This is a genomic window from Microbispora sp. CL1-1 (assembly GCF_012034195.1).
Classification (GTDB): domain Bacteria; phylum Actinomycetota; class Actinomycetes; order Streptosporangiales; family Streptosporangiaceae; genus Microbispora.
In genome coordinates this window covers 1-14,138 of the sequence record NZ_JAATEK010000074.1, presented here as the reverse complement: position 1 = coordinate 14,138, position 14,138 = coordinate 1, and the positions used below count along the sequence as shown (strand labels likewise).

Genomic DNA, 14,138 nt, shown 5'->3' with positions numbered 1-14,138 from the left:
CTAAGGCTTGCGCGGACCAAGAATTCGCCCTGCCCCCGCCCATCGCCCTTGGCATGGGTGGCGGTTTCGCGGACCGGTCCGGGGTGGAGCGTCTCGGTGGCGAGTCGCGTTGCGGGCGGGCCTCGGCGGCGCGGAGTTCCCGGGCGGGCGCGATCGTGGCCGAAGGCGGGCCGGCGGTGGCCGTCGCGGTTCGCTGGTATCTCGGGACTCCCGTCGAATACGTCATTGACCAGCACGTACGGCCAGGCGAGCCGATTCCCGAGCGCGCCAAGAGCTAGCCAGGTCTCCGACAAGGCGTCAAGGCGGCGTGCTATCGAGATCACGGTGTGCGATTGAACCTTGACATTGAGTGGTCGATACTCGTGCGGGTGGATCGAAGCAGGTGGGGCAGGACCGCCACGGTGATCGCCGCGAGCGTGCTCCTGGGCTTTCCTTCGTCGTCCGGCGCGGCCTCCGCCGGTCCCGGGGGTGATCGGCCGATCGACTGCGGCGCCTGGCCGCCGCCGGACCCTCTGACGGTGCGGAACGTCAAGCGCGTGTACTCGGCGACGAGCGAGAAATGGGCGGGCGAGGCGCACGTCACGCTCTGGCGCGGGGACGCGGGCCCAGATGGGGAGTGGCACTACTGGGCCACCCTCACCGGCCGTACGCGACCGGGGGACGCGGTCTGGCTGGACGTCTGGCCGCCGGGTGGCGGTCCGTGGCATCGGTGCGGGCCATTCCCGGTGGGCCGCGACGGCCAGACGGTCTCCTCCCCGATGGCCGTCTGGCGTGACTTCACCCTCGTCAAGGCGTGCGGGCGGCACGGCGACGTCAGCGCGTGCGGACGGGACAAGGGCGCGATGGTGGACTGACCCCGGTGCCGGCGGGGAAGGGCCGGCACCGGAGTCAGGTGTCAGGTGTCAGGGGTCAGGGATCATTGCGTCAGCTCGTCGCGCAGGGCGAGCCGTTGAGGGTGAACTGCGTGGGCGCGGGGTTGGCGTTGTCCCAGCGGCCGAGGAAGCCGAAGGACACGCTGCCGCCGTTCGCCGCGATCGTGGGGTTGTAGCTGGCGTTGGTCACCGTCACCTTCGACCCGCTCTGGGTGTAGGTGCCGTCCCACAACTGGGTCACGGCCTGCCCGTTGCCGTACGTCCAGGTGAGCTTCCAGCCCTGCACGGGCGTGGTTCCCCGGTTGACGATCCGTACGGCGGCCTGGAAGCCGCCGGGCCACTGGTTGGAGACCGTGTACGTCACCGTGCAGGTGGCGGCCGGCGTCGGCGAGGAACTGGGGGACGGGCTGGGGCTCGGCGAGGGCGACGGGCTGGGGGAGGGGCTGGGGGAGGGGCTGGGCGACGGGCTCGGCGAGGGAGAGGGCGAGGGCGACGGGCTCGGCGACGGGGAGGGTGACGGCGAGGCCGAGGGGGACGGAGAGGGGGACGGCGAGGGCGACGGGCCGGAGCCGGTGGGGATCACGATGGTGCTGATCGAGTTGGCCGGGAACGTGCCGGTGAAGCCGCCGGCCCCGACCTGAACGTCGGCGTCGCGCTTGATGGCCGACGTGTCGGCCGCGCTGTAGCGGTAGACCTGCGCGGTCGCGCCGCCGTCGCGTCCCGTGACGCCGACCTGGCTGGTCAGGTCGTCGCCGGTCTTGTTCACCACGACGAGCGTGAGCGCGTCGTCGGAGGCCCGCTCGGCGGCGTACACCGCGAGCTTGCCCTGGTCGGCGCTGGTCGCGCGGACGGCCGTCTCGCCGAACCTGCCGCCCTTGCCGTCGTAGTTCAGGTACATCCGGAAGGCGTACGCGCCGGGCTGGGAGGCAGTGGGCGGTCCCCAGAGGGTGGCGAGGTCGAGGCCCTCACGGCCGAAGATGCCGAGGATGTCGGCCTGCGCGAGGGCGCCGTTGATGTGGTCGAGTGCGCCCCAGTTGTACTCGGTGATGGCGGTCTTGGTGCCGGGATACTCGGCGGCCACCAGTTCCTTCATCCGCGGGATGAGCCGCACCTGCGTGTTGATCCAGCTCTCGTCCGTGTACGTCGGGTCCCACAACGCCCGGGTGGAGCGCAGCCGCAGGGCGTCGGTGGTGGGGTTGCCGCCGGCGCCGAAGGCGATGCCGGACGCCTGGGGGTAGAAGTGCTCGTCGAAGTAGTCGAGGACGCGCAGGCCGTGCTCGTCCTCGTAGTTCTTCATCTGCCGCAGATACCACGTGGTGAAGGGGAGGCCGCCGCGGACCTCCTTGTCCGGGGGGTTCGACCAGCAGTTGGTCCGGCCGCAGGTCTCCTGGTCGAGGCCGGAGTAGTCCCAGGAGGACCAGCCCCAGCCGACCGGGCCGAGCGTCTTCGCGCCGGGGTCGGCGGCCTTCACGGCGGCGCCGATGAGGTAGGCCTTGTCGCGCAGCTCGATGGAGCTCGCACCCTCCGGGTGGACGTCCCGGTGGGTGCTGTGCCAGATGTCGGGCTCGTTGTCGAGGTTGTAGAACTTAACACCGCCGCCCGAGGCGGTGCCGTACCTGCCGGTGAGGTGGCCGATCCAGTCCTGCACGTACTCCGCGCCGGCCTCGACGCTCGTGTCGTGGGGGTCGTTGCCGGTGATCTTCGTGCCGTCGGGCTTCACGCCGTTGCCGCAGTCGGGGCGCCACTGGTCGGTCTGTTGCTGCGCGCCGTACTTGGCGACGGAGAACCCGCAGGAGCCGTCGCGGCCCTTGGGGACCCAGCCGATCAGCGGGACCGTGAGGATGGTGTCGGTGCCGGTGCGCCGGTCCTGCTCGACGAACTGGTCGGCGGTGGAGCCGTCCGGCAGTTTCGACGGGTCGGAGCTGTCCTCGGCGATGTTCTCGAAGAACCAGTCGGAGGCGCGGTTGCTGGTGTCGTACAGGTAGTTGTAACGGGTCGTCGCGTTGCCGCCCCACCGGCGCACCGGGAGGCGCAGTTCCTTGGCCAGCGCCTCGTCGGCGAAGTTCATGCCGTAGATGTACGGGCTGATGGGGTGCCGCCCGGTGGCGGTGTTCACCGACAGCGCCGGTCCGTCGGCCGCCGCGAGGGCGGGCATGTGCCCGGCCGCGCCGATCGACAGGGCGAGCGCCGCGGCGAGGACGATCGGGAGCGTTCGCGTTCGCACGGGTCTCCTCTCGGGTCCCTGGGGGTTCGTGGAAGTCCTGAGGCCGCCGGGTGCGAGGGAGCACCGGTCGAGCGGCCAGGGCCACGCTGGCCAAGACCTGGGGCGGGGAACAAGAACGCCGTTCCCCGGAGCACCGTGGGCACGCGCTGAGCAGCGGCACCCTCGCACCCGCGGATGGAAGTTTCACGAGGACGCGGGTTCCACGGGCCGAGAACGAGCGGTGCTCGGCCCGTCCGCGCCGTCATGCGGTGCCGCCTCTGGCACGAGGCCGCCGCCTCTGGTACGAGGCGGCGCACGACCGGGTCCGCTGCCGTCTCGGCCGGTGGATATGACCTTGACTCCGTCGCGGGGCGCACGCATGCTGCTCTGGCCGTACGAAAATCGTTTTGCGGACCGACCATAACTGGGGGGACACATGGCGGAGCCACCGCGCCGGGTCCTGGTGACGGGCGCCGCCGGACGGGTGGGCCGGGCGACGCTCGGCCTGCTCGCGCGGGAAGGCGTGCCGACCAGTGCACTGGACCTGCGCGATCCCGGCGACCTGAGGGCGGATCGCGTGGTCACCGGGCGCGCGGACGACCCGGAGGCGGTGCGCGAGGCGCTCGACGGCGTCGACGCCGTGATCCACCTCGCGGCGATCCCCGCGCCCACCCTCGGCACTCCCAAGGAGGTGTTCCTGGGCAACGTGGGGGCGACGTTCGTCGTGCTGGAGGAGGCGGGCGCGGCCGGTGTCCGCAGGGCCGTCGTCGCGAGCAGCTTCAGCGCGCTCGGCCTGCCGTGGGCGGCGCGGCCGCTCCACCCGGCGTACGTGCCCGTGGACGAGGCCCTGCCGCCGCAGGTGGAGGATCCGTACGGGCTGTCGAAACAGGTGGACGAGACGACGGCCGCGATGATGGCTCGCCGCCACGGCATGACGGTCGTGGCGCTGCGCTACCCGTTGCTCGGCGGCCCCGGGGACAGGCTGGACGAGAGGGCGGCCGGATACGCCGAGGACCCGGGGCGCGGCGCGAGCGAGCTGTGGACCTACCTGGACACCCGCGACGCGGCACGGGCCGCCTGGCTGTCGCTGGTCCGGCCGATCGAGGGCTTCACGGTGGTCTTCGTGACCGCACCCGTGACGCTCGCCCCGCAGCCGACGGAGGACCTGCTCGCCCGCTTCCACCCGGGCGTGGAACGGCGCGCCCCGCTGCCCGGTAGGACCGCGCCGGTGGACCTGACGGCGGCCGAGACCCTGCTCGGCTTCACCGCCGATCATCTGTACGAGCCCGTCGCAGCCGAGGAGGCATCGTGATCCACCCCATCGACGGCATGGCGGTCATGCCGGAGACGCAGGCCCCCTGGCCGGCCCGCGACAACCTGCGGATCACCGCGGTCCGGTCGATCGTGACGGCCCCCGAAGAGGTGCCGCTGGTCGTCGTCCGCGTCGACACCAGCGAACCCGGCCTGTACGGCCTGGGCTGCGCCACCTTCACCCAGCGCTTCCACGCCGTGGCGGCGGCGGTGGACCAGCACGTCGGGCCGATGCTGATCGGCAGGCACCCCGCCGACATCGAGGACATCACCCGGATGATCCACCTGTCCTCCTACTGGCGCGGCGGGCCGGTGCTCAACAGCGCGCTGTCGGGCGTGGACCAGGCGCTGTGGGACATCGCCGGCAAGCGGGCCGGCATGCCGGTCTACGAGCTGCTCGGCGGCAGGGTGCGCGCGGCGGCCGACACCTACCTGCACGCGGGCGGCGCCACCGTGGAGGAGACGATCGAGAACGCCGCCGCGATCCTCGCGGACGGTTACCGCAACGTCCGGCTGCAGACGGGAGCGCCCGGGCTCGGGAACTACGGCGCGCCCGGATCTCCCGGTGGCTACCCCGCCTCGCCGTACCCGGACGGCTGGGACGTGCAGCGCTACCTGCGGGAGACCCCCAAGCTGTTCGAACGGGCCCGGGCCGAGCTGGGGGAGGAGCCCGGCCTGATGCACGACGTGCACTCCCGGCTCACCGTCAAGCAGGCCGTTGCGCTGGCGCGGGCGCTGGAGCCGTACCGCCTGTTCTTCCTGGAGGACCCGATCCCGCCGGAGCTGTACGACCGGCTGCCCGAGGTGCGCGAGGCCGCGCCGATGCCGATCGCGGCGGGGGAGCAGGTCGCGTCGGTCGCGGACGCGGCCCGCCTGGTCAGGGACGGCGGGGTCGACCTGCTGCGCCTGCACGTCTCCGCGGTCGGCGGCCTCACCCCGGCGCGCAAGCTGGTGGCGCTGTGCGAGCTGACCGGCGTTGGCACGGCCTGGCACGCGCCCGCGGACGTGTCGCCGATCGGCGCCGCCGCCAACGTGGCCCTCGACGTCACCTCCCCGGCGTTCCAGATCCAGGAGGGGCACGTCTACCCCGAGGCGGTGCACGAGGTCTTCCCCGGGACCATCAACCCGGTGAACGGCTACCTCTACCCCAACGACCGGCCCGGATGGGGCATCGACATCGACGAGGCCGCGGCCGACCGGCATCCCCCCGTCACCCACCTGCACGAGCGCTGGGCGGCGCGGGTGCGGCGGCCGGACGGCGGCATCGAGGCCCCGTGACCTCCGCGTGCGCCTCGGCGGCCTGTACGCGCTGGAGCGGCTCGCCCAGGCCGACCGAGGTGGGCGCGGTGAGGGTGGCCGCGGCCTCGTTCCGGATGGTGTACGCCTTGCCGGCCCTGGCGTTCCACGTCAGCGTGTCGCCGTCGCGGTGCGGGCCGACCTCGTGGCCCTGCTCGTCGTAGACGCGGTAGCGGTCGGCGATGAAGCCGGACTTCACCATGATCGGCCCGGTCTTCCCGGGGTGCACGATGATCGTGTCGGCGGCGCCGTCCTTCCAGGTCGCGTCCACGGTCACGTCGCCGCGGGCGCGCAGGCCGGAGAACGAGCCGCTCTTCCACGCCGACGGGAGCGCCGGCAGCACGTGCACGTAGTCGTGCTGGCTCTGCACCAGCATCTCCGCGACCCCGGAGGTGGCGCCGAAGTTGCCGTCGATCTGGAACGGCGGGTGGGTGTCCCAGAGGTTGTCGAGCGTGGAGGTCTTGATCTGCTCGCTGAGCATCTTCAGCGCGTGGTCGCCGTCGAGCAGCCGCGCCCAGAAGTTGATCTTCCAGGCCTTGCTCCAGCCGGTGCCGCCGTCGCCGCGGGCCGTGAGCGAGACCTTCGCGGCCTCCGCCTCGGGCGTCCCCGCCGTGATCTGGTTGCCGGGATGCAGCGCGTAGAGGTGCGAGACGTGCCGGTGGTCGTCCGTCTTGGAATCCCAGTCGCTCTTCCACTCCTGGAGCTGACCCCAGGAGCCGACGCGGATGCCGGGGTCGAGTCTGGCGAGCGTCGCCGTCACCTCCGCCTGGAAGCCCTCGTCCACACCGAGCTTCTTCGCGGCGGCGAGCGCGTTGGTGAGGACCCCGCGCACGATCTGCTGGGACATCGACGCGCCCGCGGAGAAGTCGCCGTGCTCGGGGGAGTAGCCGGGCGACACGACCAGCGTGCCGTCGCGCGGATCGGTGTGCAGGAAGTCGAGCCAGAACTCGGCGGCGCCCTTGATCACCGGATAGGCGGTGTCGCGCAGGTAGGTCACGTCACTGGTGAACCGATACCGGTCGTAGAGCTGCTGGGTGGTCCAGGCCGCGGCCTCGGGGAACCAGAACGACGTGGCCCAGTCGTGCAGGCCGGTGAAGCCGAACGGGTTGGTCTCGTTGCCGACCACCCAGCCCCGGGCGCCGTAGATCTCCTGGGCGGTCTTCGTGCCGGGCGCGACCATCGCCGCGATGTACCTGGCGTACGGACCGGTGGTCTCGTCGAGGTTCGTCTGCTCGGCGAGCCAGTAGTTCATCTGCAGGTTGATGTTGACGTGGTAGTCGGCCGACCATGGCGGGCTGGTCGAGTTGTTCCACACGCCCTGCAGGTTGGCGGGCAGCAGGTCGTTCTCCCGCGAGGAGGAGATCAGCAGGTAGCGGCCGTAGGCGAACATCAGCGCCTCGAGCGCCCGGTCGTCGGCCGAGTCGCCGCCCGTGTACGCGCGGCGCAACCGGTCGGTCGGGACGGCCGGGGTGCTCTGGCCGATGTCCAGTTTCACCCGGTCGAACAGGTTGCGGTAGTCGGCCAGGTGCGCCTGCTTGAGCTGGTCGTAGCTCTTGCCGGCCGCGGCGTCCACGGCCGCGGTCACCTTCGCGTGCGGGTCCGGGCCGCGATAGGCGGGATAGTCGCCGGCGTAGTCGGTGCCGGCCGACAGCACGAACATCGCGCTGTCGGCGCCCGTGACGGTGACCCTGTCTCCGTCGTCGGTGCGGGTGCCGCCCTGGTTGAGCACCTGCACCTGCGCCTCGAACCTCATCTTGTTGTCCGGCAGCGCGCCGCGGATGATGAGCCTGCCGTTCGCGGCGGTGACGGTCTTGTCGGCGTGCGGCGAGGTGTGGCGCAGGGTGAAGGAGACCTTGCCGCCCCGGTCGGCGGAGAGCCGGCCGACGATCACGTTGCCGGGATGGCCGGCGAAGTATTCACGCGAGTACGTGACGCCGTCGGCGGCGTAGGTCACCCGGGCCACCGCGTCACGCAGGCTGAGCTCACGCCGGTAGGAGGCGGGGTTCTGCGGCGTGCCGGCGAAGTCGAGATAGAGGTCGCCGAAGGTCTGGTAGGCGCCGAAGCCCGTCTTGGGCTGGCCGAGCTTGGCGGCCACGGCCTCCGGCGTCATCCTGCCGTCGCGGTCGATCTGGCGCTGGACCTCGACGATGGCGTCCGGCCGCGGGGTCTTCCAGTTGCCGAAGTCGTAGCCCGGGGAGCCGGGGCCGCCCGTCCACAGCGTCTTCTCGTTGAACTGGAGCTGCTCGGTGGCCACGCCGCCGAAGATCTTCGCGCCCAGCGGGCCGTTGCCGATCGGCAACGCCTGGGTCTCCCAGTCGGTGGCGGGCCGGTCGTACCAGAGGGTCAGGTTGTCGGGAGCGCCCTGCGGGGCGGGTTCCGCGGTCGCCTGCGCGGGCGGGGCGAGGACGGCCGCGAGGTCGGTGGGGAGTCGTAACGGGGGGTGAGTCACACATTCCTCCGATCACACGGCGACCTCGGAACAAGGACATAGCACTGAAACTCTTGCGTAACACGCCACCGATCCGATGTATCTGCTGGCTATTTGGGATCTTGGCAGCGAACTAGCCTGCACTTTCCGACAATCCAGGACATCGGCCGGATAATAGATCGGATGTATCCGTGATGATGCTATCGACTTCACCCGTACGGCAGGGCCATCGTCCGAGGACGACACATCGGGTGTATCACCTCGGCCCGGAGAGGCCGCGCGTGAGGCCGCGCGTGAGGCCGCGCGCTTTCAGAGCGTGCGGCGGAGCCACTCCTCGACGCCCGCGACGTGGACCGTGGCCCACGCCCTGGCGACCTCCGGCCTGCGGGCCGCGATCGCCTCACAGATCATCACGTGCTGCTCGCGGGTGTCGTCGAGCGCGCCCTCCTGGGTGAGGCCGCGCCACACCCGGGCCCGCGTCGTCGGCCCGGAGAGGCTGTCGATCAGCGAGCACAGCACCGGGTTGCCCGACCCCGCCGCGATGTGCTGGTGGAACCGCAGGTCGTTGGCGACCAGCTCCTCCACGCTGGGCTCGGCGGGCAGCGCGTCGAGGATGGCGCGCAGCTCCTTGATGTCCTCGTCGGACATGTTCATCGCGGCCATCGCGGTGGCGGCGGGCTCCAGCACCCGCCGCACCTCCAGGAACTGCAGCACGGTGTCGTCGCGGTGGAAGTCCACGACGAACGACATCGCCTCCAGGAGCAGGTGGGGCTGCAGGCTGGTGACGTACGTGCCGTCGCCCTGCCGTACGTCGAGCACGTTGATCAGGGCGAGGGCGCGGACGGCCTCCCGCAGGGAGTTGCGGGACAGGCCGAGCCGTTCGGCCAGATCGGCCTCCTTCGGCAGCCGATCGCCCGGAGCGAGCTCGCCCGACGTGATCATCTGCTTGATCTTGTCGATCGCCGCGTCCGTGACCGCCACGGAAGCCTCCTCCACTGTTTCCTCGCGAACGAGGCCGCATACATCGGATGTCTAACAGTGTAAAGGAGTAAAGGTCCGGAGGAGCGCGCCCGATGGGGCGCCCTCGCGGCGAGGGCGCCCCCGGAACATGTGGTCAGACGCGGGTCCAGCGCTGGTTGGACTGGCCGTTGCAGGACCAGATGATGATCTTTGTGCCGTTGGCGGTGCCGGCGTTGTAGGCGTCCAGGCACTTGTTCGCGCCGACCGCGGTGATGCTGCCGTCGGCGTTGAGCCGCCACTTCTGGTTGCTCTGCCCGTTGCAGTCCCAGATGATCACATTGGTGCCGTCGGCGGTGCCGGCGTTGTACACGTCCAGGCACTTGTTGCCGTAGACCCGCAGCTCACCCGAGGCGGTCGGCGTCCACCGCTGGTTGGACTGCCCGTTGCAGTCCCAGAGCTGCACCTGGGCGCCGTTGGCCTGGGAAACCCCGGCGACGTCGAGGCAGCGGCCCGACCCCACGCCCTTGATCGCGCTCGTCCCGGTGGGAGTGGGCGTGGGAGACGGCGTGACCAGGCCTCCTCCGCTCACGACGTACATCGCGGCTCCGTGCGCGGGCACCGACGCGCTGATCGTCCCGGACGAGGAGCCGGTCGTGTGCGCCCACAGGTCGCGTACGGAGTAGGAGGCGGCGGCGCCGAGGCCGAGGGCGGAGACGGTGGTGGACACGGTCGCCGTGCCGCTTCCCCGGTTGAGCAGCACGACGGCGACCGAGCCGTTCGCCATCGGCTTGCGCCACACCTCCAGGTTGCCGTTGTCACTGATCTTGTGGCCCTGCCGGCCGCCCCAGTCCTGGTTGACGGCGATGACCTCGGTGTTGGTGAGGATCGAGCGGGTCTCGGCGCTCATCGAGCGGATGTCGTTGCCAGCGATGAGCGGCGCGTTCAGCAGGGACCAGAGGCTGAAGTGCGCCCGAGCCTCGGTCGCCGTCAGCGAGCCGTTGCCGACCTCCAGCATGTCGGGGTCGTTCCAGCCGCCCGGCCCCGAGTAGGCCTCCAGCCCGACCTGCTGGTCCAGGATGCCCATGACGGAGTTCCAGTTCGCCTGGATGTCGCCCGTGGTGCGCCAGGAGTTGCCGGTCTGCATGCCCCAGGTCCAGACGCTCTCCTGGCCCCAGTTGCACAGGCTGAACAGGATCGGACGGCCGGTGGCGGCGAGCGCGTCACGCATCGCCGTGTAGCGCTGCTGCCCGTTCTTGCCCTGGTGGTCGCCGCAGTTGTCGTACTTCAGGTAGTCGATGCCCCAGGAGGCCCACAGGGCGGCGTCCCGCTGCTCGTAGCCCAGGCTGGCCGGATAGCCCGCGCAGGTCGTGGTGCCCGCCGACGAGTAGATGCCGAGCTTCAGCCCCTTGGAGTGGACGTAGTCGGCCAGGGCCTTGATCCCGTTGGGGAACTTCTGCGGGTCGGCCACCAGGTCGCCGTTGGCGTTGCGGCTCTTGGTCGACCAGCAGTCGTCGATGTTGACGTACGTGTAGCCCGCCGCCGCCATGCCGCTGGAGACCATGGCGTCCGCGGTCTGCCGCACGAGGTTCTCGTTGACGTTGCAGCCGAAACTGTTCCAGTCGTTCCACCCCATCTGGGGCGTACGGGCGAGCCCGTTGTCCAACGCGGCGGCCGGCGACGTCATGCCGCCGGTCGCGACCAGGGACCCGGCGGCCAGCACCGCCGCCAGCGCCCATCCAACGATCCTGCGCATCTGACTCCTTGTCCGTGGCCGGCCCGTCGCCCTCGGCTCGGGCCGATCGCTGTTATCGATAACATCGCGCTCCGGGCCGGTCCTCCTGCCGGTTGCCGATGGGTGTGCGGCGGAGCAAATACGACCTCGCCGGTTCCGTCAAGGGGCTGCGGCGCGTGCGGTTCGCCTGACGCCGCGCCGCCTGCCCTTACCGGGCGCGGTCACCGGGCCGCGACGCGCGCGCCGGTGAAAGTTTCAGCCGAATCCACCATGACAGCGCATTTTTCGGAACGTTGCCGCAGCGGATTTCGCATCGGCGCAGGCAGGAGAGTCATCGTGTCGAGTGATCAGGCGAAAGTTTCCGACACGGTCTTGACAGTTTTCGGGGCGGTTTCCCAGACTGAGCCCGGGTGGTCTCCTGTCGGAGCGGGGGTGGGCGGCGGTCTCGCCGCCCACCGTTCGCTCCTGCGGCAGGGAGAGCGCCCCTCGGTTCCGCGGATGTCCCGCGCCTCGTTCCACGTCATCCCACGAGGGATGGCGAACGCGCGATTTTGGTAGCGCTAACACTGCGCAGACGTTCAGGAGGACACGTGCCGCCCTCATCCTTCAGCAGGCGCAGGCTGTTCCACGCCGCAGGCGCGGCCGTCGTGGCCTCCGCCGTCGGAGAGGTCGCCGGCTCGCGGGCCGCCCAAGCCTCGGTCGCGCCGGCCCGGGCCGACATCGGCGTGTCGGCGTACGCCTTCGAGCTGGGCCAGGTGCGGCTGACCGGGGGCCGCTGGCTGGACAACCAGAACCGCACGCTGTCATACCTGCGGTTCGTCGACGTCGATCGGCTGCTCTACAACTTCCGGGCCAACCACCGCCTGTCCACCGGCGGCGCCGCCACGAACGGCGGATGGGACGCCCCGAACTTCCCGTTCCGCACCCACATTCAGGGACACTTCCTCACCGCGTGGGCGCAGGCGTGGGCGGTGCTCGGCGACACGACCTGCCGGGACAAGGCGACCTACATGGTGGCCGAGCTGGCCAAGTGCCAGGCCAACAACGGCGCCGCCGGCTTCAACGCCGGATATCTGTCCGGCTTCCCCGAGTCCGACTTCACCGCGCTCGAGGCCCGCACGCTGAGCAACGGCAACGTGCCGTACTACTGCGTCCACAAGACCATGGCCGGCCTGCTCGACGTGTGGCGTCACATCGGCAGCACCCAGGCGCGCGACGTGCTCCTGGCGCTGGCCGGATGGGTGGACCAGCGGACCGGCAGGCTGAACGGCAGCCAGATGCAGGCCATGCTCGGCACCGAGTTCGGCGGCATGAACGCGGTGCTCACCGACCTCTACCAGCAGACCGGCGACGCCCGCTGGCTGACCGTGGCGCAGCGGTTCGACCACGCGGCCGTCTTCAACCCTCTCGCGGCCGGCCAGGACCAGCTCAACGGCCTGCACGCCAACACCCAGGTGCCCAAGTGGATCGGCGCGGCCCGCGAATACAAGGCGACCGGCGCCACCCGCTATCAGGACATCGCCACCAACGCCTGGAACATCACCGTCGGCGCGCACACGTACGCGATCGGCGGCAACAGCCAGGCGGAGCACTTCCGGGCCCCGAACGCCATCGCCGGGTATCTCACCGACGACACCTGCGAGCACTGCAACAGCTACAACATGCTCAAGCTGACCCGCGAGCTGTGGCTGCTCGACCCGGACCGCGCGGCGTACTTCGACTTCTACGAGCAGGCGCTGTTCAACCACATCATCGGCGCGCAGAACCCGTCCGACGGCCACGGGCACGTCACCTACTTCACGCCGCTCAAGCCGGGCGGCCGCCGAGGCGTCGGCCCGGCGTGGGGCGGCGGCACCTACAGCACCGACTACAACTCCTTCTGGTGCTGCCAGGGCACGGGGGTGGAGGTCAACACGGCGCTGATGGACTCCGTGTACTTCCACAACGGCACCACCCTGATCGTGAACCTGTTCACGCCGTCGGTCCTGAACTGGACCCAGCGGGGGATCACGGTCACCCAGACGACGTCCTATCCGGCGAGCGACACCGTCACGCTGCGGGTCGACGGCACCGCCGGCGGGTCATGGTCGATGCGCGTGCGCATCCCCGGCTGGGCCAGCGGTGCGACGATCAGCGTCAACGGCGAGCAGCAGAACGTCGACACCACTCCCGGCTCCTACGCGACCCTCACCCGCGTCTGGGCCTCCGGCGACACCGTCACGGTCCGCCTGCCGATGCGCGTGGTCATGAAGGCCGCCAACGACAACCCCAACGTCGCGGCGATCACGTACGGCCCGGTCGTCCTGGCGGGGAACTACGGCAACACGGCGCTGTCGGCGCTGCCCGCCCTCGACACCTCCTCGATCACCCGCACCGGCACCTCGGCGTTGACGTTCACGGCCACCGCCAACGGGTCGCCGGTCACCCTCGGCCCGTTCCACGACGCCCACGGGCACAACTACACCGTCTACTGGAACACCGGTGGCGGTGGCGGCGGAGGCGGGAGCGCGAGCTTCCGGCTGGTCAACGCGGCCAGCGGGCTCGTCCTCGGCATCCAGAACATGTCCACCGCCGACGGCGGTCTCGCCCTCCAGTGGACCGACAACGGCACCGCCGACCACGACTGGGAGATGGTCGTCGACGGCACCGCCGTACGGCTGCGCAACGTCAACAGCGGCAAGGTGCTGGGGGTGGAGAACATGTCCACCGGCGACAACGCCCGCGTGCTGCAGTGGAGCGACAACGGCACCGCCGACCACCGCTGGACGATCATCGACGTGGGCGACGGTTCGCACAAGATCCGCAACGTCAACAGCGGCAAACTGCTGGCCATTCAGGGCGGCTCGACCGCCAACGGGACCCAGGCGGTGCAGGACTCCGACAACGGCAGCGCGGACAACCAGTGGCGGTTCGTGCCGAACGGCGCCCGGCGCATCCAGAACCTGGCCAGCGGGCTGGTGCTGGGCGTGCAGAACATGTCCACCGCCAACGGCGGCCTGGTGATCCAGTGGGGCGACAGCGGCACCGCCGACCATCTGTGGACCGCTGTGGTCGATTCCGGCGGCTACCTGCGCCTGCGCAACTCCAACAGCGGCAAGGTGCTCGGCGTGGAGAACATGTCCACCGCAGCGGGCGCGCGGGCGCTCCAGTGGGACGACAACGGCACCGCCGACCACCGGTGGCGGCTGCGGTACGGATCCAACGGATACTTCCGCATCCAGTGCGCCAACGGCGGCCGGGTCCTCGGCGTCAGCGGCGGCTCCACCGCGCAGGGCGCCCAGATCGTGCTCGCCGACGACAACGGCGCAGGCGACCACCTGTGGCGGTTCGTCTAGT

General features: G+C 70.6%; 9 protein-coding genes. 5 read left to right on the top strand and 4 right to left on the bottom strand.

Features of this window, described 5'->3' with window-relative positions; all coding sequences use genetic code 11:
- Positions 1 to 278, top strand: a 278-nt coding sequence (locus HCK04_RS41670; protein WP_205831254.1) for a hypothetical protein, incomplete at its 5' end; no start/stop codon positions are given.
- A 90-nt stretch (positions 279 to 368) separates the two neighbouring features.
- Positions 369 to 854: a hypothetical protein gene (locus tag HCK04_RS39085; protein WP_142652567.1), complete on the top strand. Its 486-nt coding sequence runs from the start codon at positions 369 to 371 to the stop codon at positions 852 to 854.
- Between the two features lie 70 nt (positions 855 to 924).
- Here the strand turns inward: HCK04_RS39085 and HCK04_RS39080 are convergent, their stop codons facing one another.
- Positions 925 to 3,096: a glycoside hydrolase family 44 protein gene (locus HCK04_RS39080; protein WP_205831253.1), complete on the bottom strand. Its 2,172-nt coding sequence runs from the start codon at positions 3,094 to 3,096 to the stop codon at positions 925 to 927.
- A 415-nt stretch (positions 3,097 to 3,511) separates the two neighbouring features.
- On the opposite strand from HCK04_RS39080, the gene HCK04_RS39075 reads away from it, so the two are divergent.
- Together HCK04_RS39075 and HCK04_RS39070 are read left to right on the top strand one after the other, a co-directional pair.
- Entirely contained in the window at positions 3,512 to 4,387 is an 876-nt protein-coding gene (locus HCK04_RS39075) for an NAD(P)-dependent oxidoreductase (protein WP_142652566.1), read from the top strand.
- Entirely contained in the window at positions 4,384 to 5,664 is a 1,281-nt protein-coding gene (locus tag HCK04_RS39070) for an enolase C-terminal domain-like protein (protein ID WP_205831252.1), read from the top strand. The genes HCK04_RS39075 and HCK04_RS39070 overlap by 4 nt, the downstream gene beginning before the upstream one ends.
- On the opposite strand, the gene HCK04_RS39065 is transcribed toward HCK04_RS39070, so the two are convergent.
- From HCK04_RS39065 to HCK04_RS39055, 3 genes are all read right to left on the bottom strand, one after another.
- Complete coding sequence (locus HCK04_RS39065; RefSeq protein ID WP_260617563.1) at positions 5,597 to 8,131, bottom strand: glycoside hydrolase family 95 protein; 2,535 nt, start codon at positions 8,129 to 8,131, stop codon at positions 5,597 to 5,599. The two genes, HCK04_RS39070 and HCK04_RS39065, sit on opposite strands and share 68 nt — an antisense overlap.
- Positions 8,132 to 8,419: 288 nt before the next feature.
- The gene (locus HCK04_RS39060; RefSeq protein WP_142652565.1) at positions 8,420 to 9,091 is read right to left on the bottom strand and encodes a FadR/GntR family transcriptional regulator; all 672 of its coding nucleotides are present in this window, start codon (positions 9,089 to 9,091) and stop codon (positions 8,420 to 8,422) included.
- A 133-nt stretch (positions 9,092 to 9,224) separates the two neighbouring features.
- Positions 9,225 to 10,823: a lectin gene (locus HCK04_RS39055; protein ID WP_142652564.1), complete on the bottom strand. Its 1,599-nt coding sequence runs from the start codon at positions 10,821 to 10,823 to the stop codon at positions 9,225 to 9,227.
- 569 nt (positions 10,824 to 11,392) lie between these two features.
- Here HCK04_RS39055 and HCK04_RS39050 point away from each other — a divergent pair.
- Positions 11,393 to 14,137: a beta-L-arabinofuranosidase domain-containing protein gene (locus tag HCK04_RS39050; protein ID WP_142652563.1), complete on the top strand. Its 2,745-nt coding sequence runs from the start codon at positions 11,393 to 11,395 to the stop codon at positions 14,135 to 14,137.
- The last annotated feature ends 1 nt before the right edge of the window (position 14,138 follow it).